The following is a 26,331-nucleotide window of genomic DNA, read 5'->3' on the forward strand; positions in this document are numbered from 1 at the left end:
ATTAAATTTCTTGTTTGTCATACGGACACTTCCTCCTTGAAACCCATTGTAAGGACTTAACTAAGTTGTGTCCATATAACTATACTAACTCTATCTGTTAAGTTAATATGTTAATACTTTCCCTAAATAAACAGGCTTTTATTTTCTTATTCACTCCATACACTGGTTAGTAAAAAAGTATTCGTCATATCTATGGTTCTATTCTCTAGTTCATTTGCATTCATGTATGCACCATTACTTGATTCTTGCATTTGTACAATCGAGAAAGAAAAAACAGGAACAGCAATCGGGTTTTATAATTTAACACTCAATGTCGCGATGTCAATCGGTATTGCCTATACAGCAGCAATGATGGACCATTCCGCAATGCGCCAAAGCTTCCTAGGAATTGCAAACAATGCGGACGCTTCCATGTTTAGCAATATCCTATTCATTCTCGTACTCATTGCCCTTTTCAGTTTATCTCTATACTGAATATTAGTAGGACGAAAACCGACAAAATAGATATATTGTCTATTTGTTAACTAGTCATATAGAATAACGATTCTTTCATAATTAGAACCCTAAAACGAGAAGTTTAGGGTTCTTTTTTTATAATTTATAAAATATAAGAGATTTTTTAGACTTGATGCTTCCGCCTAATTATGTAAGTACAAACTATACAATATGTAACTTCTAACCATTCTTCCTTAATCTTCTTCTCTCTTTTTCTAACCGTCTAAAAATCACACATATAACACCGCCCGCCACTGTAAACAGAATGCTAGGCACCAATAATAAAAGTCCCCCTCCACTCATCCAAATTAACGCTATTCCTAAAATCAAACATATAATTCCAATTATCATCTGACCTCTTTACCACCCTTTACATAAAATTTCCCCATGTTTGTAAAAACATTCTGATGAAATTATACCTCTTCACTTATAACAAACTCAACACTACTAAACTATCTGTTTCTCCCCCTTTCCTTCAAGAAATAAAACCCTACGATTCCATTTTTCTCATACTATATATTATAATAATAATAATAATATATAGTATGATAGAGTAAAAACGAGAGGAGATTATTATGGCAACGATTGGAATTGACCTAGGAACAACGAATAGTTTAGTAGCCTATTGGACGGATTATGGTGCAGCCCTTATCCCAAATGCACTTGGCGAATATCTTACACCATCTGTCATCAGCGTTGACGAGAGCGGTGAAATTTTAGTCGGACGCATCGCCAAAGAACGGCTGATTACCCATCCGCACGTTACAGCATCAACGTTTAAGCGATTTATAGGAACAGAGAAAAAATACGAGTTAGGTATGTATACATTTTCTTCAGAAGAACTTTCATCTTTTATCATTCAATCTTTAAAACAAGATGCAGAAGCTTATTTAAACGAAGTGGTTACTGGTGCTGTCATTAGCGTACCTGCTTATTTCAACGATGCTCAGCGCAAAGCGACAAAACGAGCTGCTGAAATTGCTGGATTAAAAGTTGAACGTCTCATTAGTGAGCCAACGGCAGCTGCTATCGCTTACGGACTGTATCAGGAAGCGGCAGAGACAAAATTTCTTGTATTTGATTTAGGCGGCGGTACATTTGACGTGTCCATTTTGGAATTATTTGAAGGAGTTATGGATGTGAAATCAATCGCCGGCGATAATTACCTTGGAGGCGAAGACTTCACAAACAGTCTCATGTCCTTTTTCTTAGAGTCACACCAGCTCGATTCTGATTCCCTTGACTCAAAAACACTATCTTTAATTTATACACAAGCAGAACGTTGCAAACTAACACTATGTAATGAACCTGCCGCAAATATGAAAGTCGTTATTCATAATAAGACGTACGAAACTCGCATCAATAGAAGCGAATTTGAAAAATTAGTAACCCCGCTTCTCTTACGGCTTCGCTATCCGATTGAACGCGCACTTCGCGATGCGTCGCTAAACCCTAAAGATTTAGATGCTGTCATTCTAATTGGCGGGGCGACAAGGATGCCGCTTATCAAATCCGTCATTTCCAAAATGTTCGGACGCATGCCTCATGCGAATATTAATCCTGATGAAACGGTTGCTTTAGGTGCTGCAATTCAAGTTGCTTTAAAGGAACGAAACAAAGCACTAGAAGAAGTTATCTTAACGGATGTTTGTCCATATACGTTAGGAACTAGTGTTGTTCAAGCATTAGGAAATGGACAACAAGAATCCGGATACTTCTTCCCGATTATTGAACGAAATACACCGATTCCTGTAAGTCGAGTGGAACGACTTTATACTGTCAATGATAGACAACACTCCATACTTGTCGATGTTTATCAAGGAGAAAACCGCTTGGTTAAAAATAACTTAAAACTTGGCGAACTTAAAATTAAAGTCCCTCCTGCTCCTGCTGGACAAGAGGCGATTGACATTCGTTATACATATGACATAAATGGCATTCTCGAAGTCGAGGTAATAAGTACAACGACTGGAGAGAAAAAAAGAGCAATTATCCAACAAAATGCCGGAAATCTTACAGAAAAAGAAATTGAAGCTAGACTACTAGAATTGAAGGAAATTAAAATTCATCCACGAGACCGGTCCGAAAACCGCTTGCTGCTCGCAAAAGGCGAACGGCTCTATGAAGAGTTACTCGGTGACGAACGCCAGAAAGTCGCGAACTTGTTACAGCAATTTGAAAATGCGCTCACAACGCAAAATGATAAAAAAGTGAAAGAAGCCGCTCATATATTAAAAGAGCATTTAGAGAATATTGAAAGGTGGATCAGTCATTCATGAGCATTTGGGAAACGTTAGAAATTGAGCCTACCGATAATATTGCAGCTATTAAAAAGGCTTATGCAAAACTTCTAAAGATCTATCATCCCGAAGACGATCCTGAAGGATATCAGAGGCTGAGAGAAGCATTTGATAAAGCGATAAAAAGCGCAAAACAAATGAAGACCGCACCTCCCTCTCAACTAGAAAAAACAGATGAAAACGAAGAAAATTCCTATATCCATCCTGTATCTTCTACATGGATGGATGGTGACGCTGAACTTGCCGCTACTCTCGTTTCAGAACATCCCATTCACGCATTTACGGAAAAAATTGAGACGCTGTATAACGATTTCTTTGCACGAATCGAACCGAAAAATTGGGAAGACTTATTAAGTTCCGATGTGATATGGGACGTAGAACATGCGGCAGTGATTCAAGATAGATTAATAGAATTTTTACAATATCATTACCATTTCCCCCGCTCGATTTGGGAACTTCTCGACAATGTATTTCGCTTTAGTGAACAAAGAGAGGAGTTAGAATTTGAATATGGTGAAGAAACGGTACAGTTTTTGCTAGAGAGAATTAGCGGCGAGAAGGAAATGCGTTATGATATTTTCAAGAAAAGTGATGATTTAGATTTTGAAGCGTATTTTCATTTACGTGAAGAAGTCCAGCTCACACTTATGAATAATAACTTAGAAGCAGCAAAAAGTGCACTCGATTTTGCATACGAGCTTTATCAAGAAGATCCGGAACTTTTACGTATGCAGGGCATTTATTATTTGCGCATCGAAAATAAAGAACGTGCGTTACAATCATTCAATGACATACTTGTCATTTGCCCAGATGACCCGGATGGTTTACTTTATCGGGCACAGATTTACTATGACCGCGGGCAGTTTGCAGATGCTACCAAGGACTGTGAGCATCTACTGTCGATTGAGCCGGAGCATATGGACGCACAATTCTTAATAGTGAAGTATTCGTTCGAATCAGGTGATATAGAAACTGTAGCCACTAGGGCGTTGGATGTGGTAAAGCGTTATGTGGAACGCTTCGAATTTCGTTCATACTGTATTCGAATTCACACTGAAATTCCAGAGAAGAGACAGAAACAAGAAATAAATATGAAGTTTATTATCGGCTATGCGCTATACCTTTTATTTCTATTTATTAGCCGCACCTGGGTTTATTTGCTCTTTATGATTCTTATTGTTTTAACCCCATTACCATCTAAATATGCATTACTTCTCCTATTCCCACTTATTTGGGAAGCATGGAAATTCGTTAGGCTTAAAACATTAGCATAAGGAGGAGACAGAATGCCTGTTTTATATAAAAGAAAACGAGAGAAACAGCTCGAACTATATTTCCGCTGTCTGTCTTCCGTTTGTTTGAATTGCGTTTACCTTACAAACTATTTTACCCGATATGAATTCACCCTTATCAGAGACCGCTTTATTGGGAAACGTTTTTTAAAGAACGTGTTATGGACATGGAAGATCGAAAATTCGACGGAGTTAAAAGAGAAAATCATTTGGTTTTTAGAAGAAGGAACACGGCAGGAATTTCATCGTATACGCCATCAATTGACTCCTCTTTCCGAGGCAGCGCGAAAGCAATTATCGAAAGACCATCCTGACTATGAAAAACTTTATATTGCTAATTACGGATTACATATTTTGACGGATTCCGGAATTGCAGCGTTTGATTATGCATGGTGCATTTGTTTATGCCGGGTCGGTAGAAGACTCGGTTATTTATCAAAACAGGAAGCAAAAAACTTTATGATACAAGCTGCACGACTTTCACAACATTCTTATTCAGATTGGCACGAGTATTTTAACGCCTTTCGTATCGGCAGCCACTTTAACGCAAATGATATAGAATTCATAAATAAAGATAAATATAATATTAATTACGTATCGCTCCTGTTTGATTATAAAAAAACTCTATTGAGTGTTGTTCCATGGGAAAATAATCTACTTAAAGATTTAAGTTAAATCATGCTATGCTTCTTAACCAAATTGATAAAAAATCCTAGGAACTATGATTTCCTGGGATTTTATTTACATATAAGGTATTTGATAAACTTAGAAGAATCCACTTCTAATAACATAAAAAACTGATTCTTGCAGGAAGAAGTGATTACATTGATTAAATTGGAAACGTAAATCCTAGTGCTTGGGGAGTAAGCAGTCATGTATATGACACTAATAATTTATCTCCTACTTTGACATGCGGTGATCCACCAAGAATATTAATAGAAAATACACAAAAATAGCATATCTAAGGGGGAAATTATCCATGAAGACACATACAGTTTATAGTAAAAAACAAGCCGTTATCTTTTGCGTATTAATCCCACCACTTTTCCTCATCAGAAACCCATATATTTTTCTGTAAGTCAAATGATTGATTAGCATCATGAAAACCACAATAGGCAGGTAACTTTATACTTCCTCCATTTGCTTTATTCCAGCAATCAACAAACCATTCCACAATGATTTGTTCCTCATCTTCCGATATGATCTCATCGTTTTCTTCATAAAACTCCCAGAACTCGTCTGATTTATCATAAGAAAGGTTATAGTATGATATACGTTCGAGTAATTCATGACTTCCTGCAAAAACACTGCTATCGTTTCCTTCGTAAAAAACTTCACTTGCTTCTCTATTCATAGAAAACATCATGATAGAAAGATCAAATGATCCGATAAAAATCATAAAATCTACTAACTCTATTTTACTGTAATAATTAAAATTAAGAATTTCTCTTATATTATGAATCAATCTTTCTGAATTTTTTCAAGATTTTCTTTTACCGAGCTAATGTATGTATCTTTTGTAAACAATTCATTCACCTCATGCTTCATTTAAGTTTCAATATAAGTTAAAACTCTTTATAAATAATATAATTCGTCTTCTTTACCTCATCAATTTCATATTTTAAAAGAAAACCCTAAGCTATCTTTATTATATTACTCCACCCTATTCAAATCGCAACATCCTGATAGCCCACTTCGGTTACCTTTTCATTTATAAGAAGAAGACCTAACCCATTTTCCATATCCCATGTACAGTCGAAGGTGAGTCCAATCCCTCGACCTTCAAAAATACCCGCATACGGAACAACAATTCCAACTAAACTTATCCTATTAAGAAGTTGATCAGTTGTTTCAATTAAAGAATAATGTTCATTAAATTCAATATCATAACCAAGCTCATACCTTTTTTGTTTATAATAATCTAAAATCGGTTGCAAAATACTTTGTTGCACTTGCTCCCAATTTTTCATCAATGAATCATATGATTCATAGTGTTCTTTATCAAATCCACTCTCCTCTTCGCCATCTACCATTAACGCTATCTTAGCTTCCTTTCCACAAAACGTTATAGTAGTGTACCTTACCCATCCGTAATTATATTCAAGTTCACCAAAAACGGCATCGTTTATTATCATTTTAAGATCTCCTTTTTCTATTTTGTAACAAATCTATCAGGCTCCATCTTAAACTAACATGCAAGTTAATCTATTTAAACAAAATTAGCTTGTCTAGCTGCAGCTCGTCTTCCTCTATTTTTCGTATCAACTTGAATATAGCTTGATACACCCCCATAGAAAAGTACCGCTCAATCAGGTGACACTCCTTAATTAGTTCACCATCAAGAAGCAAAGATCCTAACACCATTTGTTCCGCCTCGATATGTTGAATACTCACGGCTGCCACCCTTGTTCCTGCAAGAACTTCTGTAATTCTTCCTCAGACGGAACATTCTTCTTCCACTCTTCACACTCCTCCAAAAACTTCTCCGTCTCATAAAGAATAGACGGCTCCTTCTTTCGAAACTTCGCTGCTGCTTCCTCTATTTCACTGAGCTTCGTATATCCTTTCCCATACCAATCTCGTAAAATCCCCTTCACATAAGCAAGCGTCCGCTTATTATTTTCATAGGCAATCTGAAGTGCCTTTAGTACAAGCTCCTCCGACAAATCCGTAACCCATTCACTTAATTCCTCCGCTGCATATGATGACAAACTACCGAAGTTTTGTTCATAAAACGTGAATACACTGCTACCTGGATTCGCTTTTTCTTCTACTTCTTCTACTTTCTCATCCTGTGCACAACCTTGAAAAACTTCTTGCGGAATCACATCAGATACTTCAACTGGCATTCCGAAATGTTCTAACAATAACGGAATATTCAACTCTTCCTCGAGGCATCTTTGAAGAAACATATGTACAAACTCTTTATTTTTCACAGTCTTTAACTCACGTAACACACACTTTTCTATGTTCGTATTCGTAACAGGGTTATAACGTAACCAATTTAGCACATATAACTCCTTCGTTTTCGCGTCATATAATATCTTTCCATACGCAACAAACCTCTGCAACAACTTCTCAACCGTTTCACGATTATACCCCGTTTCCATCTCTACCAAACGTAGTGGCAGTGGGTATATCCCGCATTGTCTCGTCTTCGAACATGTCAGCAAATACATATAAAAATAACGCTCCTCTGGCATTAAATCCAGCACAAACTCATCTTGCCAAAAATTCACCTGTACACTCCGGTATACTCCCATGTTTCTTCCTCCTACCCTTTTAGTGTTAAATATAGAATTGGTTACTCCTTCATATATATAGGATTGCAGGCAGAAATTTGGTGGATTTATTTTATAATTTTTACTAGTACTAGAATGTTACTTTTTTATTTTTTTGTAGTAGTTCTTGTAGTTGTTTTTTCTTTTGTTTATTTAATGATTTATTACTTGGTAGGGGTTTATAAGGGGGTTGGAAGAGGCTTATAATGGGCTTGTTTGTCATCTACTGAAGAACTTATAAAATAGAGCTACATGAAAAAACTAGTTTTGTTTTATAAGTTCATTAATGGTCACTTCTTTATCGGCGACTACATCATAAAATCCAATATGAATACCTTCTTCATATAGCCAGCATAGATCCGTTCCATAAGGCGCTTCAAAAATCTCAAACATTACAGGGGCGATTTTAAAAATAGATTCCGCGTTTAAAATGATGAAATTATCCGCATGATTCACATATTCATCAGTATCATCTATAGCATACAAATTCCAGCCATTTAATTGCGGGATAGAACTTTCTTCTCTAAATGAATATCTAACTGGTTTGCCAGCCAGAATATTTTTTGAAACGACAAAACCACCATACTCACTATTAATTATTTTCATTTTCAAACTCCTTAATATTGTAATTAACAGCATGCTTTATTAAAATTTCATAAACTAGTTTCATCTTATCAGTAGGCAATTTATTGTTTGTTACTATCCAGTTGCTTTTGTAGTTAATCTATCCTCACCAAGATTAGCTAACGGCTCAAATCATAGAAATGGAGGAGCAGCTCCAGATAAACCTGCTTTAATTAGAAAATCATTGGTTCCTTGAGATAAAGATTATGAGTTTCTTTTTATTGCATCATGGTTAACTAGACCTGCCGTTATCCTAATTATTCCGTCTTCTAAATACAAAGAGTGTAACAAAAATTATTGATAATTTTCGATAGCCGAAATAAGGGAATCTGTTCCTTCTTCTGCATATTGAATGAAGTCCAAACATTTTTCGCTCCAACCGCCGATTAAATTTGCTTTCTCTCCTACGAATTGTTGATTACCGTAACTATTTAAATTGAAAGAGTGAACCCAAACATCAGGATTCATTTTACGACGATATGTTTCAAGAAGAATTTGTGAAGAATTGTCTCCATACCTATCTCCGTACACTTGCTCATCAGAGAAGACAAGAATGCGGTCAACTTTGATTTTGTGATCTAATAAATATTTGATAGAAAGATGTAAGTTTGTTCCATATCCATGTTTATTAACTTCAGATAAAAATGTGTTCATGTTCTCTAAAATACCAGAACGGGTAGAAACATTTATCACTTTGAAATCAGTTGCGAATACAGATGTAATAGAATTATCACAGAAGGAGTGTGCCATTGCCATCATAAGTGTAGCAATATCTGCACATTTAACAGTCCCATCTTTTGAAACAGGATAACATGTCATAGACCCTGAGATATCTGCTGTCATAAATGTTGTTCCTGATAACCTCGGCATGTTTGTAACAGATGCTTCAATTGCATCATTCAATATATCTAATAATTCGCTTCCTGCTTGTGGTAATTTTTCTTGCACAACACGATAGGCTGAAAAAAAGCGAAATGGTAATTGTTTTGATTTTTTCACTCTCTCAGGATCGCGAAGAATGTTATATACTGTATCAATATTTGATGCACCTGAATTTACGATATTGCGGAGGTTACGAAGTAAGGCCATATAACCCACTTTACCGCTATCAATTAATTCTTCCCATACTTCTTTTTTGTTTCCTTTTTGAGAAAGCTGTGTTTCCCATGTATATGGTACTTGCAGTGTGTTTTCTAACAAACGTTTATAAAGTTCATAACGTTCTGTTCCTTTTTTGGCAGATGGGCTTACTAAACGGAATACATCTTTCAATGTAACGTCTTTTCCTGTGCGATTGTATTTTGCTAATTGATATTCATCAAATGTAGAAAAGGCATCTGCTAACCCCTTTTTCAAAGAGTTTGGAATTGGATTTTTCCGACCATATACCCCTAATTGATATGCCATTATTTCTGTTACATCATCCGGACGCTGCGCAATACGAGAAACTGTTTGACGAGCATATTTACGACCTTCAGGGTGGTTTGCGAGTTCCACTGCTAATACATGTGTAACAGAACGCATATAGAACACTTCACGTGCATACACTGCTAAACTTGCAACAAATTTAGGATCTCGGTCCATGATTTGTTTTGCAATAGTAACTAACTCTTCGCTGTTGTCTCCATAAAATTTAGGCTCATTAAAGAAAGATGTTAATACCATCGTAACTAATTTATCTTTATCATACATTTTATAAGCTGTTCCGCCCTCTTTTGTATACGTTTGACGGCTTCCTTGAGAAGAATGATTAAACTTTGACATTATTATCTACCCCCAGATGTTTTTTTGACACTACTGGTTGAAATACAAATAAAAAAGGCAACGTATATACGTTGCTCTTTTCACTCATTCCTAACACTTAAGAAATATTCAAAACAGGAATCGAATCCCACAAACACAATCCCTATATGACGAAGTAACTCCTACCTTAGTGTTATGAATCAAAGAAAAGTACGAATTCGGTGCGGACCTTCCCGCATCGATTAGGATCGAATCTATAGTATTTAATATTAGCAAACGAAGCATAAGCTATCTACACTGTTCCTGTTATATATAATGTTTAAAGATTTGGGAGATAAGCGAAAAGGCTCATTACGTTGCTCTACCACTGAGCTACCTTCCAAAATTGAAAGGATGGGATTCGAACCCATGACACACGGCGTCCAAAGCGAAGAAATCCTTCTCTACACTACCCAAATCTATTAAATATGAATTATAAAAAAGGGAGATAGGCGGAAAGACTCAATATGTTGCTCTACCAAACTGAGCTACTCTCCTTATGTTTATAAAACATAAGGAGAGGCAAGGATTCGAACCTGCGACCTACCGCATGTAAGGCGAAGAAATTCTTTCCTACACTGCCCTTTTCTTTTTGTTACTTATTGATTTCATTATACTCGTTAATCAAAATCTTGGCAATTATTAGCACTTTTGAAAAATCTTATCTTTTTCGTCTATTAATCTTAAAGCTTCTGTATTTCACAATTTACTTAAATTAGATTGTATGAAAATAATATGTTAGACTAACTAGCAGATATACAAATTTTACATAAAACACCAATGAAATATACCTAATAAAACAAAAATATATCCATTCTTGCATAAAAATTAAAAAAGAAAAAGTTTTCATCCTTAATCAATATGGTCTTTTGAAAAGAAATTGATTATTTACAAGACAAGAAGCTAGGAGATTTTAGATATGAAATATTTTGTAATAGAAGATGATGAATTATCAAATTGTGGTGAAGAGACAATATATGCTTTTGAACATAGCAAAGGAAAAAGCAGTTACGACACGATTAAAACCTTGGAAGATTTTGCAGCAAAGTGCCAATTCATTGAACGAAGAAATATGCATTGGTTTTGGTATAAAGGAAAACACGTTGAAGATATGCCTATGTGGGAATTTGAAAAAAAATTTAGGGCTGAACAAGAAGAACTGAAAACACTATCCCAAGAAGAATTCACAGAATTGAGAAACAGATATGCCCCCCTTATTAAACCTATCCAGTTCCCTATTGAAGGAATCAGAATTGCTTATGCTTATGAACCAGAATGGAATGATGAATTTTTTGTTATGGAAACGGAAGAAAGTTATTTTGCTGTTTATTGGTTTACAACGGCTTAAAATAGCTTATTTTTTAAACATTCCTAAGAAACTACAAACGTTTATATAGGTGTGATTTGTCTGAAACTGGATAATCAACACCTGTGTAAACGTATGAAAAAGGACAAATAAGGTTACCTGTATCCAAACGATGGGGGCTAATCCGGTAGCATTTCGGCCATACAGAGTAAATCTTTTACTTTAACATTGGGATTTACTTCTCGCTACATGTTAAATTATTTCTCCATATAATCACCATTTTTATTGTCACCAGTCACTTTTGTATTAACAATTATGCGTAACTTCTAACTCATTATTGGTATATATTGTTCCATAGGTAGCACAAAGTAACATACCACCACAAACCTCGCTACTCACCTGAAAATTTATGTTATCTTCATATGTATCTATGCTATTAGCTCTAATTGTATCTACAAGTTTTTTAAAATCAAGAACTGGTAAATATTTCGCTATAATTTCATAACTTGATAAATTACCTTCATTATTATATGCATTATATTCTTGAATTTCTTTATAGATAGGACTTGGACTATACGGATCATGTTTCAATTGTCCATTTTCATCTTCGAATTTTTTTATTTCTTCCTTAACTATATAATCTGGATAATCTTCACTGCCTTCATCTTCATCACCAAATTCCCAAAATGGATATTCTATATCACATAAATGCGTTATAATCCACATTAGAAATTGCTCATTTATAAAACACACATTTGCTTCTAATTCCTTGAATCTATTACCATAATATTTTGTAGCTTTTTCTATCTTCTCTTCTTGGGACATATCATCCGTCGCCCCTGTTATATCGCATCCATCTAAATTTATAAAAATGCTATTAAACTTACCTAAAACACCTAAATCAACGGTTTCACTCCAGTAGGCTTCACCATCTCTATCGATTTTTATCATAATGTCCTCCATTCTGCTGCTATTGCCTCTCTATATCCTCTATTTAAACTTAAAAAATCATTATAGTCCTCTTTGATCGCTTCAAATAATTCGTTGTCTCCCCAATATTTCACTAAATCACCCGCACCCTATGTTAAAATAAAAAACACTTTTCGTGAAATGCAAACTATTTACCCGTCTAATTTTTTATTTGATTAAATTAAAGAAATAAGAATAGAGAAATCTCATCAATCCAATTTATACGCAACAATTTTCCCTTCTGGATCATTGCCATCCCAACCACAAGGAAAAGCACCAAATTTATATATATCAAACAATTCTTCAAAAAAGGAATTACTCTTTCCGTTTATTGCTCTATTAATAGCACAGTTAGTAAGGTCAGCTACAACATCGTTATAAAATATACTATATTTAAATGGGCTTTTTCGCACATTATCATCAATAATTTCTAATAATTCTTCCAACCCTTTAGGCTTTTCATTTTCTGACATTGCATAATAACTACACCAATCTTCACTCATTTCCAATTCTCTAATATCTTTCCAACTATACTCATCATCACCAAATATCTCATCATAAGCGAAATGCTCTGCTTTTTTTATATCATTAATAATAACAATCTTATCGGAAATATTATGAGTAAGTTCACCCTGAAAACTTTTTGAAAACTGAATTACTTCTTCAACTAAATTACTAAATACACCATAGTTCATTACTTATTATACCTACTTTCTCTGAACCACCTAAGCTAAGAATTGTTGTGTAATCAAAACACTCATTAAGAACTCTATTCATTACGTACTGGTATCAACTAACCTATCATCGTAATCCTGTAATTCTTCCATAATTTCTTTTAATCGCTTCATATGATTAATAAATTCTTGGTGAGAAATTTCTTGATAATCAAAAATCCCCTCTCCATATTCATCACTTTCAAATATTTTTACTTTTGCGCCTAACTCCAACAAATTATCAACTAACCCTTTCAAACTCTGCATATCGTCAATATCGTTCGCATCCGTTTCAGCAAACCAATCTTCGTTTTCAATTTTATTTTTTATGTCTGTAATTCCTAAATCAGTATACTTTCTCAAAGGAACTATATAGTTATTAAGCGTACCATTAGGGCTTATTTTAATTGCGATTCTACTCATCTATTATTCTCCTTTTTGCTAAAACCCTTCTGTATTTTTTGAAAAATCATTTTATTTCAAATAAGCTATGTTATATTTTATTTCAAATAAGCTATGTTATATTTTATTTCAAATAAGCTATGTTATATTTTATTAATCATTATAGATTTTCACACTTTAAGGAGGATTTTTATGTATACACCTAAATATTTTGAAGTGCAAGATTCAGAACTTATTTTAGAACTTATCAAAAACTATTCATTTGGAACCTTAATATCTAGTACGAAAGACTTTCCAATTGCAACACACCTTCCGCTGGATATATATAATAAACAGGGACATACTTATTTATCTGGACATTTCGCTTATGCCAATCATCACTGGAAATTGTTAAAAGAAAATCCTCAAGTATTAGTTACATTTCTAGGACCACATGCTTATGTCTCTTCTTCCTGGTACGCTCAAGAAAATGTACCCACATGGAATTATGTATCAGTCCATGTATATGGTACAGCTCAGCTCGTAGAAGGCGAAGAATTAGAGCTTATGTTAGCAAAAATGCTAAAGAAATATGAACAAGGTAGAGATAATGGAGTATTATGGGATACTTTAGATCCAAAATTTTTAAAACAAGAGATGAAAGGGATTGTAGGCTTCAAAATAAAAGTTGAGAAAGTCGAAACTTCCTTTAAGTTAAGTCAAAACCGAAATAATGATGACTACAAATCAATTACTCATAATCTTAAGAATGAAAAGGATGTCTCTGCAATAGAAGTAGCTAACTGGATGGAAAAAATCAGACCAATTAACGAAAATTAAGTTCAGCACCAAATCACGGGGTTGGCAGAAAGAAAAAACATACAAAAAGCGAAAATTCCTGTATTGTACTAATTGCCAGGACAATAACAAGGGAAAATTTTCGCTTTGCTTATTCATACTACTAATGATTTATCATGGTAATAGTAGGTTTTTAATGAAACACCTATCAAAATAATTAATAGATATTTTTACGAATACAATTAGAGTTGGGGGCATTAAAATGTCATCTCACTTATTTACTGTCACAGGTTTCTAATTCAAGTATCAAAAAACTTTTAACAACTAGAAATCAAGCAAAGATTCCCCTAAAATACTCTCCTGCTTCTTTCTTAGTTTCATCTTTATGATATTTATTAGTAGCTAAAATCTCCCTATAGCAGTATCTGCTACAACACCTTCTACCTTATCTATAAATGCAGCATTTCAGCCTTTATAACTTGAATATATTCCTGCAACTTACAAAACGCTTCTGTCAGTTTGTTTGTTTCTTCTTTATGAAGAAAGCGGGCCTTGTTTCGCTCTTCCTCTATGATAAGCAGCTGCGTGGCAGCATAAGAAAGACCATACTTTTCGCATTCTCGTTTTATATCCTGAAAAAAGGAAAGAGGGACAGTCCCTGCTCCTGAGACAAGCATCTCATCTAGAACTTCTTCCAATTCATCGATTAGGCGCATTAACTCGATCATAGAACGTTCCCCCTTCACTCAGTGTAGTATTTATAATCTCTCCTGCTTCTGTATATAAAATGATAGGTGTAACAACGAGCTTTGTTCCTTCCTGATAAGGATGAACGAGCATTCTCTTTATATGCAACGAGTCCACATATATTTTTACAAGTCGAATCATTCGCTCATTTTCTGGTCGTTTCATCATTTGCATTTGCAATGTTTTCCCATTCTTATCGATAAGAGGTATGATCCATTTTTGTTCTTGCTTCTGAAACTTCCATTCTCCTATTTCAGCAACTTCGATACAAAAGATTCCTTGTTTATTTGCCTCTAGCCTTTGCTCTTTTACTTTTTTTAATAGTTCTTCCCATGAGGTTAAAAAGAGAGATTGCCACTCTGCCACATTTGTTTTCCCTTCCACTTCTCCTACTGTCTGTGAGCTAGATGACAATTGAAAATCGGCGTTAAGTTTTGCCTGCTTCAATCGGATAGATGAACGAGATAGTTCGTATCCTTTCCCTGCAATTCCCCATGGAACTTGCCTTTCATGGAGTTCTTCAGAAGTTGTGCTGCTCCCTTCATAAAACATGGGGCGCGACTGTGTGTATGTGATCCACTTTTCCTGTTCTCGATTATAGAAATAATACGTCACACCAACATAACCAGACTTCGTTTGCCAGCCAGATGCACCAAAAGCATGCAAAATAAGTGGTGGAACTTCGTAATATTCCGAACGAAACGGACTCTCTTGCAGATGGTGGCGCTCTAACAACAAAATGTGTTCATAAATCGCGGACACCGTTTGCCGATAAGATGCCATTTGAAAAGATGCATGCTTCATCCGATATAGCCCAATATCCGCCCCGAACTTACGAAATAAATTCTCTAACTTTGCGAGTTTCAAAGAACGTGCTTTTACAGAAAGTTGTTCTATTTCATAGATTGTATTTTCGGTAAGGCGTGTTAATCCAAAGTGAACAATTTGCTCGATCATTTCTTTGAAAATAGATAGCTTATCCGGCGCAATGATAAGAGGATGCATCTGTTTCGTTTCGTGCGAGATTCCTTTCTCTTTTTGATACCAATATACCGCTTCCGCCTTATGCCGGCATATCCCCTCTGCTTTGCACGTACAGATCGCATCCGCTACCGATTCAGCTGTTAGAAAGCGAACTGTTATATTCTCTTCTGGGAAAGTGGCAATTAAAGCCCCCTCTTCTTCTAAAACAAACTTTTGCTGAAATGTTTCGCGAAACATCATTTCAGCCCACATTTTTTCGGAGACAATATTGCGAACGTTCACATTCAAAAGAGCAGAGAAATCAACTTTTATGTTCTCTTCACCTTCGTACATCTTCTTTGCTTCTAATAGAGCCATAATGACATGTTTACAAATCGAACGGGCTTCACAACTACAAGAGTAACTGCGTATATCACCCGTAAACGTTACAGTAATTCCGTCATCAAGATGTATTTGCGCTGCACCCTCTTCTACGTCCATTTTGACATTTGATACAACGGCCAAATCCTTCATTGCTCTCTTATATGTTCCTTTGTTAGACATGGCAATTAAGTATGTTTCATCAATAGAGGAAAGAACATTTAAGAAATGATTGTTGCGATCCATTGTGCCAACCTCCCTGGTGTTAACGCCGCTACATGAGCACCGAGCGCCGCCATTTTTTTAGCTGCCTGTTTATCATAAAAAGGCTGTGCAGTCGGATCCAGAGATGTTAGCACGATCAGCTTTGCTCCTGATTCTACAATCTTCATCGCTTCTCGGTACATTTCATTGTAACTGCCACCTTCATATAAATCTGTTACAAGCACGACAATTGTTTTATGAGGCATCTCGATTTTATTCGTTGCGTAGCGCAGCGCCTGAGCAATATATGTTCCTCCCCCAAGCTGTACACTCATAAGCGTTTCCACCGGGTCGTCAATACGATCCGTTAAATCAACAACAGCTGTATCAAAGATGAACAGATCTGTCTTAATCGTCGGTAAGCTTGCAAAAATACCCGCCATAACTGCGCTATGAATAACAGAATCAATCATACTTCCGCTCTCGTCTACTGCGAGGATCACACGCCATGGGCTAACGTGCTTCGCGGCAGCATAAAAGTACGGTTTTTCAATATGAATGGCTTTTGTTTCCTTGTCAAAATGCTTTAAGTTCTTTCGAATCGTTTTCTTAAAATCAAAGTTGCGCATCGTACGAACGCGGCTAGAACGATTTCGATCCGGTCTACCGCTTAAAGCGTGCTTCACTTCTTGCTCTAAATTACGCCGCAGCTCCTCAGCGACTTTCGCTACAATACGTTTAGCTGTGTCTAATACATCCGGTTTTACATAATCTTTAAATTGTAAAATGCATTTTAATAAATTCATATTCGGCTCCATTTTTTCAAGCGTTTGCTTATCTTGCAATAGAGCCGTTAATTCATACTTTTCTAGCGCATGATTTTCCATAATCTCAATAGTTTCTTTCGGAAATAACTCCCGCACTTTCGAAATCCAAGTCGGCACTGTTAGCTGAGAGGGATCCAACGACCCGCCGCGTTCTTCTCCGCGTTCTCTCTCGTACAAAAACTCCAGCACCTCATCCATTGCTCTGTATGCAGGGTCTTCTTCCTGAAATGTGATTTGGTCATCTGCATGTTTCCCAAGAACAAGACGCCAGCGATTTAAAGAAATGTTATTCTCCATCTTCTAGCCCCCGTCTCATTAAAATTTCCCGTGCCTTGCGATCTAACTGCATTGCATACGTCAGCACCTCTTCGGAAATTCCTTCTTCTTTTATTATTTCTTCTGTAGCACCATATAATCGAGCAATCTGTCTAGCAATCGTATCCACCTCAAGCGGCGTGAATTGACTGAACAAGAGGCGCAAATGTGGCAATACTTGTAAAAATGTCTCTTCATCAAGTTCTTCTAGAACATGAGACATTCCGTCAAGTAACGAGTGGTTATATAAGAAGATATCTTTTGCGCCAGCAAACAAACCATTCAAAAATATCGGAGCTTGCTTTTGCATATCGCCACTTCCATAAAAATATCCTTTTGCCACTTGCATTACCTCATCGATTTTCCGCTTCCCTAAAGAAGTTAACAGCCCAAATACTGCTCCCTCTACTCGGCTTTCTCGTTTTTCCTTTTGCAAATAAAGCTCCAGCGCTTCAATAAATTGCTGGTCTGCAGGCTGCATTGTATACAAATCAATAAGCTTTTCCGCAATAATTGCTGGTTCGCCCCCATCTAAAACAGAAAATAACGAAAGTGCTTTATGTCTAGCATGATCCGCTTGCTGATTTGCTTTTTCTATTTGTGATAAATAGTAAGCGCAATCTGCCATAGAAGCAAAATCTCCATCCTCTTGCACGGCTTCATCTATAAATTGGGTGTACATGGAAAAGTCAGAAAACAGCCCACTTAAGTAGCCTTCTAGCAATAAAAGGGCCACCTCTCCAGCCCGTCCTTTCGCCTTATACAGCTTTGCTCGCAGCATTTCTTGCGCGGCTTCTCTCACCGTTCCGCCATACACAGATAAATCAATCAGAGCACTTTCTACTTGTGCTGAAAAACGATACTTCCAAGTTTCTCGCATAAGATTCATATTCTGCTTTCTAGCTAAGTTTGGGCCGCGCAGCTTCTCGCAAAACGGAACTCCTAAAAAAGCGAGGCAATGAAAGAATTGACTTAAACGCAAGTGCCTTTCTTTCTTGTATATGTCAATAATCGTCTCCTGTGGTACAGTAGAACGTGCTGGAAGACGAAACGAACGAACAGAAGCACGAAAATCATGCACGAGCGGCGGCACATCCGCTTCTTTTGACAATTTCCCGCGCTTCGTCCCTTGCAAACTCGTCTGAAGCAGCGCTAAAGGCTTATTTGCTGCAGATATCTCACCTTTCACAAATGCACTACGCACTGCATCCATCAGTTCATACAATCCAGGTTGCATCTTTCCTCGAAGCAGTGCAAGTTCACGTATCATTCGCGCAGCTTCAATCTCATCTGCCATTGATATTCCTTCTGCCTTTAGCTGTCTAGCAATTCGTATCATAAATTGCTCAGCTACCGATTCATCCCTGTTCTCCCAAATATGTTGGTAAAAAGCAGGTGCAGGCATACCGCTCTCATAGCCACGCATCTGATCGCTTTCCAAAAAGGAATACGGCATAAGGTAGTTTTTGGCATACGCTTTAGATAATGGGCTTTTGGACAGCTTTTTCTTTTTCCCTTCCAATTCAAGAAGCCCCTTCACATGAAAGCCTCCGGTAATAACGAGCACCTTGTCATACACTTTACGCGCTTTTTCAATTTCCTTTGCCATGTGTATCTCCCTGGCTGCGCATCCGTCTTCTATCAGCATCTCCTGCGTATAGTCCGCGCGCGTATAATAACAATAATCGAAGAGCTGACGGACAAACTCCTCGCTTGTCAGATGAAAGCCTTGGAATTCAAAGTATTTCTCCCAAAATTCATGGAAACTTCGGCACCCCGTTTTTTCCGAAAGCATACGAACATATTGACTGTGCCGGAAATATTGTTCGTCATACTTCCCATTCTCTTCCTCATTTTTCGTTGCAAACAAATATTCTTTATAAGGAAGATCAATAAATGAAACTGGAATATTGCGCGCAGCTCCTTCCCGCAGCGCGACAAGTTCCGGTGAATAGTCGAGAAAGGGATAGTACGCACGGTACTTTCCACTTTCTCCTCTTTCAAGCACATCCGTTTTATCATCATAACTGCAATATATACAAATTGGAGCCTCACTTTCTGCACTCACAATATGCGGAATAAGAGGGTTGCAATCTATCGGTCCTTCTATAAGAATCGCATCCGGTTTATAGAATTTAACGATCTTTTGTACATGAAAAGAGCACGCAGGACTATGATGGCGAATTGGCACGTATACGACGTTGTGATCTAAATTGTAAGCTCTTTGAAACAATGCATTTACTTCAGCTGATTGCGAGCTTCGAAAAACGACTTCCATACCTCTCCTCCTACTTGACCTCGCGCCCTAACGATGCTTGTAAAGTAACTGCGCAGCTTTTCTAAATCATCCTTGTTTTCTTTCGCAATTGTGCCCGATAAATACCGAACAAGCGCATCCATCTTCACTTGTCCGCTTCCATAATAATACGCATCCATTGCGCTTTGATAATATACCGATACTGCTTCTGCAGTACTCATAACAGAAGATGGCTGATCGATTCGTTTTCCTTCAGCAGTTACACCTTCCCGTAGTTCATGAAAAACAGTCGCTAACAGCTGAACAACCGTCTCATCCACTTTTGGTGTAATGCCTGATGCTCCTAATAAGCGCGTTACTTGTGACTCTATTATTTTTGCTTCAAGCTTTACATCCTTAATCGGATGCACCGTTTCAAAATTAAAACGACGCTTCAATGCACTACTCATCTCATTCACACCGCGATCTCGTGTGTTAGCCGTCGCAATAATATTAAATCCAGGCTTAGCTGTAAGAATTCCTTGCTCCCCAAACTCCGGAATATTTAGTACTTTATCGCTCAGAACGCTGATCAATGAATCTTGCACTTCCTGCGGACAGCGAGTCAATTCTTCAAATCTAGTTAATATCCCTTGTTCCATCCCAACAAAGAGAGGTCCTGGCACAAGCGCATCCCTTACAGGCCCTTTCGCAAGAAGAAGTGCATAGTTCCACGAATACTTAATCGTATCTTCCATCGTAGCAGCTGTTCCTTGCACAGTGTTACGGCTATTTCTGCATATTGCGGCAGAAAGCAGCTCGCTTAGCATCGTCTTTGCTGTTCCTGGCTCTCCGATTAACATAAGTCCGCGATTCCCTGCTAATGTAACAATCGCTCGTTCCACAAGCGCATCATTACCATAAAACTTACGACTAATTTCCACTTCTTTTCCTTCCCAAAGAAGCGGTTCTTCTTGTCCGATAATAAACGTCCGAACGGCACGCGGTGACAATCGCCAGTTAGGTGGTTTTGGAAACGAATCATTCGCTTCTAACGCATTCAATTCTATTTCATATAATTCTTCCATTAATGGTTTAATAGACTGCATATGTCATTTCCTTTCTTATCGCTTACTGCGCCAGTTTTCATCACGGCCAAGGTTCGATTCTGTTGCCCGTTTTATATCATATAAAATTTCGCTGAAAAAGCGTTCCGATACTCGCTTTGGTAAAACGCGTCTCTCATGATCAATTTCGTCGTAGTCATATGAACCGCGGCTCACCGTGCCTGCTTTGTAAAATTGAATTTCAAATACGCACACATCCTCCTCGCCTTCATACCCAACCGGTGCCCCTTCAAACGTAAGCTCCGCCCCTAGTCCAGCGCGAGTATCTTCTTTATAGAATGTATAATATACACCGGCATCTTGAACCGATCCACGACTCCAGCCGTACTTCGTCATCTTACCAAACAGCGAACGGCCATTGATCTGGATACCAGCAAATCTTTCCACAGTGACTTCCTCATTCTCCTCAACCTGAAATACTTCGCGGTCAATTTGCGGAAATGGCTGAGTCACCTCATAATCTTCTAGCTGTTCCTTCCATAATTCTCGTTCCTCTTCTGACAATTCTAGCGGATGGATTAGACCGATAACAGTGTCTGGCGTAAGTTCATGCTCTTCTTCTTCAATCGTATTAAGCGTGCCATCCTCCATATAGCGGAACATCGCAAGCAACTTTCCTTCCTTATACTCACCCCAAATAAGGGAGATAGCAAACTGCTGCATAATTGGATTTTCTACAAACAGAGACTTCCATGTATTTTGTGACCAATAGCGATTCAGAGAAAGTGCTGTTTCAAGACGCTGCGTTTGCATCGTAATCATAGTTCGGAGCTGCTTCTTTATAGAGGATAACTCCGCCTTAGCCTCCTCAGCTTTTTCCGCATCATCTTTTGCATTTGGTTTCGGAAGCGACTTTATTCGTTTTCCTTCTCCCGTTTTCAGCTCAATTTTCAAGTTTGGAGTTAAATAGGCAGTAAATGTTCTGCTGCCGTAATCAATTGTCTTTTCACCGCGCTTATTAAACCCAAGGTCTGGGACAAGCTGATCTTCTAGCTCTTCTTCTGTAATACCACGCGTTTTAGCAGCGAGACTCAGCGCTTCTTTCGCAGCATTACGCACTTGCTTATGTTTATACTTAAATGCCATCGCATGGATAGACATTAGCCCAATATGTGATTGGGACAACGCTAGCGCCTGAACAGCTGCAGCAGCAATCGCTCCGCGCATACCAAGTGCCCACTCATCAATCTGCTTTTTGAGTTGCATCGCCATTTCATCATCACTGTAAATACCGTACAACGAAAGAATACCGCGTTTCTTCGATTCCGCGCCTTGAGAAACCCAAAGCTGATAGATCGCTTGTATATTTTCCTTCAAATCTTGTTCGTTAAGAGCAGCGCTTATTGCTTCTGCTACTTCCTTCTTCTCAATAACAGAATCTGATACGTACTGCTGAAAATATGCAAGAGGAATCATTGCATCTGCAATGGTATCGGAATCGCGAAGACGAATCTGCGGTTCAAATCCGAGCCACTGCACAAGTGCATTCCTTTTTTGCGGCGTTAAAATACGCGTGCAAAGAGCTTCTATACTTCCTGATGCTCCTTCTAATTCCCCGTCACCAAGCAATGGAGCAAACTTCTCCGTCAAAGAAGCGTTTTTCTTTTCTTGTAAAGCTTCCTGTACAAGCTTTGTATATTTGTCAATTTTATAATATAAAAGTGTTTGCATTGCATTTTCGCGAACAACTTTCTTTTTATGATTTAATTCCTTTGCTACATCTTCTGCAGCTTCCGTATCTTTTGTAAGAAGTTCAACTGCAGCGGTACGTACCTTTTTAGAGGAATCCCCAAGACTTTGAATAAGAAGATCACGCGTCTGAACTGCGTTATCCTTTGCCAACTCATCCAAAATAAAAATCCGTTCATCTGCAGAATACTCAGGAAATTCACCTTTCACATACGCTCGTTCTTTTACAAACAAACGAACGAGTGCCTCCGTCGCCTTATCTCGCTTCTCACTATGCCCGGAAGCTTGTTCAATGGAATAAGAAACGAGCTTCTCCATCGATAAACCGTAGGAAAGCAGATCTTCCAGCACCTTTTCTGGTGAGTTTTCCATAGCAGCATACCGCTGCAGAAGTTCATATAAACTATAGTTATACCCTTTCCCAAGTTGAAGCGTAAGAGTGGCTTCCCTCTTTACTGCTTCCTCTATATCCCAAAGTAATGCAATTTCTAAAACAGGCATTCTCCAGTAATTATTTCTAAACTTCGAGCTTTCGAACCATTGCTTCATATCCTCAAATGATAAAGTGCCTAATAGATAGTCACGATATGTACCACGTATGTCAGATGATTTTGTTTGAAGGACAACCGTTAAAAACTCTTCACGTACTTTGTTTCTATGTAGCTCGTACCCTTTTTCCGCTAAAAGCATTGATACGAAAAGGTAATGACTTTGACTTAAATATTGCAGTGTACGCTGCACAAATTCCGGTTGTTCTTCCACCATTCGAAGCAACAATTGATATTCATATACGCGATCAAAATCAACAACACCTAAATGATGCTGTGTAAGGCGATATGCGAAAAATCTTTCCTCTGAAATACCGAATTGTTCACACAAATCTCGAGTTGTTTCATACAATTGTGCATAAAAACTTTTTGTTTTTTTGTAATTCCCAGACTGTTCAAGAGTATGGCTGACATGTGAAATTGCATAATTCATAAAATTTTTTACAGAGCATTTCACTAACAATTCCATATATCTTCTTGCAACATCCGAATGTGGATACATACGAAAAATTTGCTGCCAAGTAAAGTCAGGTAAAGATGACCCAGCAAATACTTTACTAACAGCTTCACCTCGAACGTACCTTTGAGCTGCTTCAATCTTCTCTTCCGCTCCACTTAACCTCAATATATACTCCGCATGCTCTTCCAATTCTTCTTCCAGTAAAGAACGATAAGGAAGAAATCTCTCATAATCTGCATCTAACATAACTAGAAGCAAAAGTAATTTTTGCTGACCTGTTATAACTTGCAACTGTTCTTCTATATAATTCGGATTCTCCCTTATTAATTGTCTAAGAAAAACATCCGCTTCATTTACAGAACGCGAAAGATTCGTTAAATACTTACAAGCAAATACTACAAGTCTATCGAATGAAAGACCGCTTTTTTCGAAATAAACCTTTATATCTGGAAAACTCATATATGAAAAACGCACGAGAAGAACATTCAACAATTGATCCTCAAGTAAATGATAGAATAACCGAAAAAACACTGGATCTTGCTTATATGTTTTCCTAAAGTCATTCATGAACTGCCAAGCAAAATCACTACGCTTATTTTCGCGAATGGTCGTTTGTTCTATATGCTTTAAAACTTCTTCATCTCTCGTCTGCAAGTAACGCAATGCTAATTCTTCTTGTGCTCCTGTCATATTAAGGTGTTGAAACAACTGATATGTACTGACTGCCATCCTCTCTGCCTCCCTAGTTCTTTTATAAATTCATCGTTATATCATATACATATGATAATACCTATTCTCTCGCATATCTGAAATTCCAGATATAAAAACACGGAATATATTTACATTATCAGTATATCATATCAACCCGAACACGAACATACGTTTCTTTAAAACGATCATTAAAAATTTGATATAAAGATAAACAAAGTAAGTGATGAGCGTTTTCATGGTATGATGTATAGGTACTAATTTTTTAAATTATAAGTTTTTATAAAAAAACGTATGGAGGCATTGATTGGCAAATATCAACTAACATATGAAAGAAGAGCTATTGGCGATGTTTGTAAATGTATAAAAGTTGTGCCAAGACATGAGGAAGCATTACCGATAGGTTGTTCGAAAATGGGGAGAGCTCTTAATTTACCCGTATTATTTATGTATCCTACATATAAAGAGCATCCCCTTCATTTTATCACTCAATTGAATTTAGAAGAATTGCACAACGAACAAACACGCAAAATGGTTTACCGGAAAGTAGAATGTTATATTTTTGGATTTCAAATGAAGATTTAAAACATCGCCGCTTTGAGAATGTGTGTTGTATGTTGCAGTCCTGTTGGGCGAAATAGATTATATATAAATTGAAAAGGCACATAAACTTTTCAATTTATATAGGATAGGCATTTTGCTTTTGGTTCTGCATAGCGATGACGAATATGTTGGAAAATCAAGATGGATTTATATGAGTGGGGGAATCGTATGAGAAAATATGATATTTATGAGTCAAAGAGAAAAGTAGTCGGATTATTTTTTTTGACTTTGGTAGTTGAAGTGATGTTTCTCTTTATTGTTATGTATGCATTTTCGTCTGAGGAGCCTAATTTCATAGTTGGATTTTTATTTGGAGCTCTTGCATTCGTTGTACTAATTGCTCTTTGGAAAGTTATCCAAAAAATGCTTACGAAAAAACCAGCCATCATTTTAGAACAAGAATACATTACAATTATTAACAATCCAAAATATCCTGTGAAAATTGCTTTGGAGGATGTATTAGGTGTTTTACCTTATGCAATCCAAGGGCAAAAGTATTTAGGAATTGTGATGGAAGATGATGTTGAAGATCGATATATTGCCTCTATACCTTCAAAAGGACAAAGGCTGTATCGAGTTAATAAGCGCGCTGGATTTATACCATTTAATATTCATATGAATTTATTGAAAATCGATGGAGACGCATTACTTGAGAAGTTAGATGAGTATGATATAAGCTTTTTAATTCCTGAAGATGAAGCGAAATAATATAACAAAAGAATTAATTTAGGTATAAGGAAAAAAGAACATCTTGATAAAAAAGATGTTCTTTTATATTTATTTTGTTCTGCTACTTCCCATTAAATAGTTATAATTTTAATTAATGAGTATATTTATCCCCCCATTCTTTATCCATTTGCAATTATGCTATGAAAGAATGGGGGTAACTTCCTCAACTTCTGCACCATTATATATTTCAAAAAAGATCAAGGAATATTCTAGTAATTTTAACTTCCAAAACTTTTCATGTTTCTTATTAATCCCTTCGAAGGGATGGTCTTACAATAATGTCTTGTTTTATTTTCATGATTTTATTCCTTTCACTAGTATAACTATCTAAGAGCATCTTCCTAATGGCACAAGTTCCAACTGAGAATTAATAACTAGTACGACTTTTTTCTAATTTCCCCTTTAAATACTCAGCAATTTCTGTTTGCCCAAATTCTATAGCATATTCATAGGCATCCATATTCTGAATACTTTCCCCAGTATATCGAATTGAAATATCTATACCTTTTCCAACTACAAACTCGGCTACTTCTTTATGCCCACCATAAATCGCTCCAAATAATGGGTTTCTTTTTGCTAAGCTCACATCTAATTCTGCACCAACCTCTATTAGATATTTTACTATCTCCAAATGCCCCGCTCCCGCTGCCACATTTAACGCAGAAGCATCGAATGTACCACCTCTAGCATCAATATCTATTCCTTTTTCAATGAGATACTTAACTATTTCAAGATGCCCTTTCTTAACTGCTACATGTAACCATGTACCAAATGAAGTCATTGTGTTCAAAATTTCTTTTTCATTACCTATTAATTGTTTCACTTCATGAATATCACCAAGTTTAACTTACTT

Annotated in this window: 23 protein-coding genes, 1 tRNA gene and 2 pseudogenes; 8 read left to right on the top strand and 18 right to left on the bottom strand. The window is 36.9% G+C overall.

Going from position 1 to position 26,331, the window contains the following annotated elements:
- Positions 1-168: 168 nt before the first annotated feature.
- From JDS96_RS19460 to JDS96_RS19475, 4 genes and pseudogenes are all read left to right on the top strand, one after another.
- Positions 169-474: pseudogene (locus tag JDS96_RS19460) on the top strand (MFS transporter); the annotation flags it as partial.
- A 596-nt stretch (positions 475-1,070) separates the two neighbouring features.
- On the top strand, positions 1,071-2,774 hold the full coding sequence (locus JDS96_RS19465; protein WP_199667748.1) for a molecular chaperone HscC: 1,704 nt from the start codon (positions 1,071-1,073) through the stop codon (positions 2,772-2,774).
- Complete coding sequence (locus tag JDS96_RS19470) at positions 2,771-4,069, top strand: J domain-containing protein (RefSeq protein WP_199667749.1); 1,299 nt, start codon at positions 2,771-2,773, stop codon at positions 4,067-4,069. The genes JDS96_RS19465 and JDS96_RS19470 overlap by 4 nt, the downstream gene beginning before the upstream one ends.
- 12 nt (positions 4,070-4,081) lie before the next feature.
- Positions 4,082-4,762: a DUF1266 domain-containing protein gene (locus JDS96_RS19475; RefSeq protein WP_199667750.1), complete on the top strand. Its 681-nt coding sequence runs from the start codon at positions 4,082-4,084 to the stop codon at positions 4,760-4,762.
- Positions 4,763-5,117: 355 nt separating this feature from the next.
- Here JDS96_RS19475 and JDS96_RS19480 read toward each other — a convergent pair whose 3' ends face one another.
- The 7 genes and pseudogenes from JDS96_RS19480 to JDS96_RS19510 all read right to left on the bottom strand — a co-directional run bounded on the left by JDS96_RS19480 (position 5,118) and on the right by JDS96_RS19510 (position 10,270).
- Positions 5,118-5,486, bottom strand: coding sequence for a hypothetical protein (locus JDS96_RS19480; RefSeq protein ID WP_199667751.1), 369 nt, complete (start codon positions 5,484-5,486; stop codon positions 5,118-5,120).
- Between the two features lie 268 nt (positions 5,487-5,754).
- On the bottom strand, positions 5,755-6,222 hold the full coding sequence (locus JDS96_RS19485) for a DUF6985 domain-containing protein (RefSeq protein WP_199667752.1): 468 nt from the start codon (positions 6,220-6,222) through the stop codon (positions 5,755-5,757).
- A gap of 79 nt (positions 6,223-6,301) precedes the next feature.
- Positions 6,302-6,481 (bottom strand): annotated as a pseudogene (locus JDS96_RS19490) (DnaB-like helicase N-terminal domain-containing protein); the annotation flags it as partial.
- Positions 6,478-7,350, bottom strand: a complete 873-nt coding sequence (locus JDS96_RS19495; RefSeq protein ID WP_199667754.1) for a DnaD domain-containing protein — start codon at positions 7,348-7,350, stop codon at positions 6,478-6,480. The pseudogene JDS96_RS19490 and the gene JDS96_RS19495, both read right to left, overlap by 4 nt.
- Before the next feature lie 279 nt (positions 7,351-7,629).
- The gene (locus JDS96_RS19500) at positions 7,630-7,974 is read right to left on the bottom strand and encodes a DUF2185 domain-containing protein (protein ID WP_199667755.1); all 345 of its coding nucleotides are present in this window, start codon (positions 7,972-7,974) and stop codon (positions 7,630-7,632) included.
- Positions 7,975-8,286: 312 nt separating this feature from the next.
- Entirely contained in the window at positions 8,287-9,756 is a 1,470-nt protein-coding gene (locus tag JDS96_RS19505; protein ID WP_199667756.1) for a TROVE domain-containing protein, read from the bottom strand.
- A 365-nt stretch (positions 9,757-10,121) separates the two neighbouring features.
- Positions 10,122-10,270: transfer RNA gene (locus JDS96_RS19510), tRNA-OTHER, on the bottom strand.
- A 423-nt stretch (positions 10,271-10,693) separates the two neighbouring features.
- Here JDS96_RS19510 and JDS96_RS19515 point away from each other — a divergent pair.
- Positions 10,694-11,122, top strand: a complete 429-nt coding sequence (locus JDS96_RS19515; RefSeq protein WP_199667757.1) for a hypothetical protein — start codon at positions 10,694-10,696, stop codon at positions 11,120-11,122.
- Positions 11,123-11,386: 264 nt separating this feature from the next.
- On the opposite strand, the gene JDS96_RS19520 is transcribed toward JDS96_RS19515, so the two are convergent.
- The 4 genes from JDS96_RS19520 to JDS96_RS19535 form a co-directional block, all read right to left on the bottom strand.
- On the bottom strand, positions 11,387-12,031 hold the full coding sequence (locus JDS96_RS19520) for a hypothetical protein (protein ID WP_018766757.1): 645 nt from the start codon (positions 12,029-12,031) through the stop codon (positions 11,387-11,389).
- Positions 12,028-12,144, bottom strand: a complete 117-nt coding sequence (locus tag JDS96_RS33080; RefSeq protein ID WP_018766756.1) for an Imm3 family immunity protein — start codon at positions 12,142-12,144, stop codon at positions 12,028-12,030. The genes JDS96_RS19520 and JDS96_RS33080 overlap by 4 nt, the downstream gene beginning before the upstream one ends.
- Positions 12,145-12,258: 114 nt before the next feature.
- Positions 12,259-12,744 carry a hypothetical protein gene (locus tag JDS96_RS19530; RefSeq protein WP_199667758.1) on the bottom strand — a complete coding sequence of 162 codons (486 nt, stop codon included), beginning with the start codon at positions 12,742-12,744 and terminating at the stop codon, positions 12,259-12,261.
- 81 nt (positions 12,745-12,825) lie between these two features.
- The gene (locus JDS96_RS19535) at positions 12,826-13,185 is read right to left on the bottom strand and encodes a hypothetical protein (RefSeq protein WP_199667759.1); all 360 of its coding nucleotides are present in this window, start codon (positions 13,183-13,185) and stop codon (positions 12,826-12,828) included.
- A 171-nt stretch (positions 13,186-13,356) separates the two neighbouring features.
- Between JDS96_RS19535 and JDS96_RS19540 the strand changes: the two genes are divergently transcribed.
- Positions 13,357-13,983: an FMN-binding negative transcriptional regulator gene (locus tag JDS96_RS19540; RefSeq protein ID WP_003209412.1), complete on the top strand. Its 627-nt coding sequence runs from the start codon at positions 13,357-13,359 to the stop codon at positions 13,981-13,983.
- A gap of 407 nt (positions 13,984-14,390) precedes the next feature.
- On the opposite strand, the gene JDS96_RS19545 is transcribed toward JDS96_RS19540, so the two are convergent.
- From JDS96_RS19545 to JDS96_RS19570, 6 genes are read right to left on the bottom strand one after another with little or no spacing between them, the layout of a single operon-like run.
- Entirely contained in the window at positions 14,391-14,669 is a 279-nt protein-coding gene (locus JDS96_RS19545) for a hypothetical protein (RefSeq protein ID WP_199667760.1), read from the bottom strand.
- Complete coding sequence (locus JDS96_RS19550) at positions 14,641-16,278, bottom strand: SWIM zinc finger family protein (RefSeq protein ID WP_199667761.1); 1,638 nt, start codon at positions 16,276-16,278, stop codon at positions 14,641-14,643. Before JDS96_RS19550 ends, JDS96_RS19545 begins: the two co-directional genes overlap by 29 nt.
- Positions 16,254-17,360, bottom strand: a complete 1,107-nt coding sequence (locus JDS96_RS19555; RefSeq protein WP_199667762.1) for a VWA domain-containing protein — start codon at positions 17,358-17,360, stop codon at positions 16,254-16,256. The genes JDS96_RS19550 and JDS96_RS19555 overlap by 25 nt, the downstream gene beginning before the upstream one ends.
- A complete protein-coding gene (locus JDS96_RS19560) occupies positions 17,350-19,656 on the bottom strand; it encodes a DUF5682 family protein (protein WP_199667763.1) in 2,307 nt (768 codons plus the stop codon). Before JDS96_RS19560 ends, JDS96_RS19555 begins: the two co-directional genes overlap by 11 nt.
- Positions 19,617-20,723, bottom strand: coding sequence for an ATP-binding protein (locus JDS96_RS19565; protein ID WP_199667764.1), 1,107 nt, complete (start codon positions 20,721-20,723; stop codon positions 19,617-19,619). The genes JDS96_RS19560 and JDS96_RS19565 overlap by 40 nt, the downstream gene beginning before the upstream one ends.
- Positions 20,724-20,738: 15 nt before the next feature.
- Positions 20,739-24,167 (bottom strand): DUF4132 domain-containing protein, encoded by a 3,429-nt coding sequence (locus JDS96_RS19570; protein WP_199667765.1) that lies wholly within the window; start codon positions 24,165-24,167, stop codon positions 20,739-20,741.
- Positions 24,168-24,440: 273 nt separating this feature from the next.
- Here JDS96_RS19570 and JDS96_RS19575 point away from each other — a divergent pair, with 273 nt between their 5' ends.
- On the top strand, positions 24,441-24,731 hold the full coding sequence (locus JDS96_RS19575; protein ID WP_240523093.1) for a hypothetical protein: 291 nt from the start codon (positions 24,441-24,443) through the stop codon (positions 24,729-24,731).
- 186 nt (positions 24,732-24,917) lie between these two features.
- Positions 24,918-25,457: an STM3941 family protein gene (locus JDS96_RS19580; RefSeq protein WP_199667766.1), complete on the top strand. Its 540-nt coding sequence runs from the start codon at positions 24,918-24,920 to the stop codon at positions 25,455-25,457.
- Between the two features lie 388 nt (positions 25,458-25,845).
- Here JDS96_RS19580 and JDS96_RS19585 read toward each other — a convergent pair whose 3' ends face one another.
- Positions 25,846-26,310, bottom strand: coding sequence for an ankyrin repeat domain-containing protein (locus JDS96_RS19585; protein WP_199667778.1), 465 nt, complete (start codon positions 26,308-26,310; stop codon positions 25,846-25,848).
- Positions 26,311-26,331 lie beyond the last annotated feature (21 nt).

Source organism: Bacillus cereus group sp. N21 (assembly GCF_016483395.1).
Lineage (GTDB): Bacteria > Bacillota > Bacilli > Bacillales > Bacillaceae_G > Bacillus_A > Bacillus_A pseudomycoides.

Excerpts from the sequence above, each read along its gene's own strand:
- JDS96_RS19465 (WP_199667748.1), top strand. The coding sequence starts at position 1,071 with ATGGCAACGATTGGAATTGACCTAGGAACAACGAATAGTTTAGTAGCC.
- JDS96_RS19470 (WP_199667749.1), top strand. The coding sequence starts at position 2,771 with ATGAGCATTTGGGAAACGTTAGAAATTGAGCCTACCGATAATATTGCA.
- JDS96_RS19475 (WP_199667750.1), top strand. The coding sequence starts at position 4,082 with ATGCCTGTTTTATATAAAAGAAAACGAGAGAAACAGCTCGAACTATAT.
- JDS96_RS19480 (WP_199667751.1), bottom strand. The coding sequence starts at position 5,486 with ATGATTTTTATCGGATCATTTGATCTTTCTATCATGATGTTTTCTATG.
- JDS96_RS19485 (WP_199667752.1), bottom strand. The coding sequence starts at position 6,222 with ATGATAATAAACGATGCCGTTTTTGGTGAACTTGAATATAATTACGGA.
- JDS96_RS19495 (WP_199667754.1), bottom strand. The coding sequence starts at position 7,350 with ATGGGAGTATACCGGAGTGTACAGGTGAATTTTTGGCAAGATGAGTTT.
- JDS96_RS19500 (WP_199667755.1), bottom strand. The coding sequence starts at position 7,974 with ATGAAAATAATTAATAGTGAGTATGGTGGTTTTGTCGTTTCAAAAAAT.
- JDS96_RS19505 (WP_199667756.1), bottom strand. The coding sequence starts at position 9,756 with ATGTCAAAGTTTAATCATTCTTCTCAAGGAAGCCGTCAAACGTATACA.
- JDS96_RS19515 (WP_199667757.1), top strand. The coding sequence starts at position 10,694 with ATGAAATATTTTGTAATAGAAGATGATGAATTATCAAATTGTGGTGAA.
- JDS96_RS19520 (WP_018766757.1), bottom strand. The coding sequence starts at position 12,031 with ATGATAAAAATCGATAGAGATGGTGAAGCCTACTGGAGTGAAACCGTT.
- JDS96_RS19530 (WP_199667758.1), bottom strand. The coding sequence starts at position 12,744 with ATGAACTATGGTGTATTTAGTAATTTAGTTGAAGAAGTAATTCAGTTT.
- JDS96_RS19535 (WP_199667759.1), bottom strand. The coding sequence starts at position 13,185 with ATGAGTAGAATCGCAATTAAAATAAGCCCTAATGGTACGCTTAATAAC.
- JDS96_RS19540 (WP_003209412.1), top strand. The coding sequence starts at position 13,357 with ATGTATACACCTAAATATTTTGAAGTGCAAGATTCAGAACTTATTTTA.
- JDS96_RS19545 (WP_199667760.1), bottom strand. The coding sequence starts at position 14,669 with ATGATCGAGTTAATGCGCCTAATCGATGAATTGGAAGAAGTTCTAGAT.
- JDS96_RS19550 (WP_199667761.1), bottom strand. The coding sequence starts at position 16,278 with ATGGATCGCAACAATCATTTCTTAAATGTTCTTTCCTCTATTGATGAA.
- JDS96_RS19555 (WP_199667762.1), bottom strand. The coding sequence starts at position 17,360 with ATGGAGAATAACATTTCTTTAAATCGCTGGCGTCTTGTTCTTGGGAAA.
- JDS96_RS19560 (WP_199667763.1), bottom strand. The coding sequence starts at position 19,656 with ATGGAAGTCGTTTTTCGAAGCTCGCAATCAGCTGAAGTAAATGCATTG.
- JDS96_RS19565 (WP_199667764.1), bottom strand. The coding sequence starts at position 20,723 with ATGCAGTCTATTAAACCATTAATGGAAGAATTATATGAAATAGAATTG.
- JDS96_RS19570 (WP_199667765.1), bottom strand. The coding sequence starts at position 24,167 with ATGGCAGTCAGTACATATCAGTTGTTTCAACACCTTAATATGACAGGA.
- JDS96_RS19575 (WP_240523093.1), top strand. The coding sequence starts at position 24,441 with ATGGAGGCATTGATTGGCAAATATCAACTAACATATGAAAGAAGAGCT.
- JDS96_RS19580 (WP_199667766.1), top strand. The coding sequence starts at position 24,918 with ATGAGAAAATATGATATTTATGAGTCAAAGAGAAAAGTAGTCGGATTA.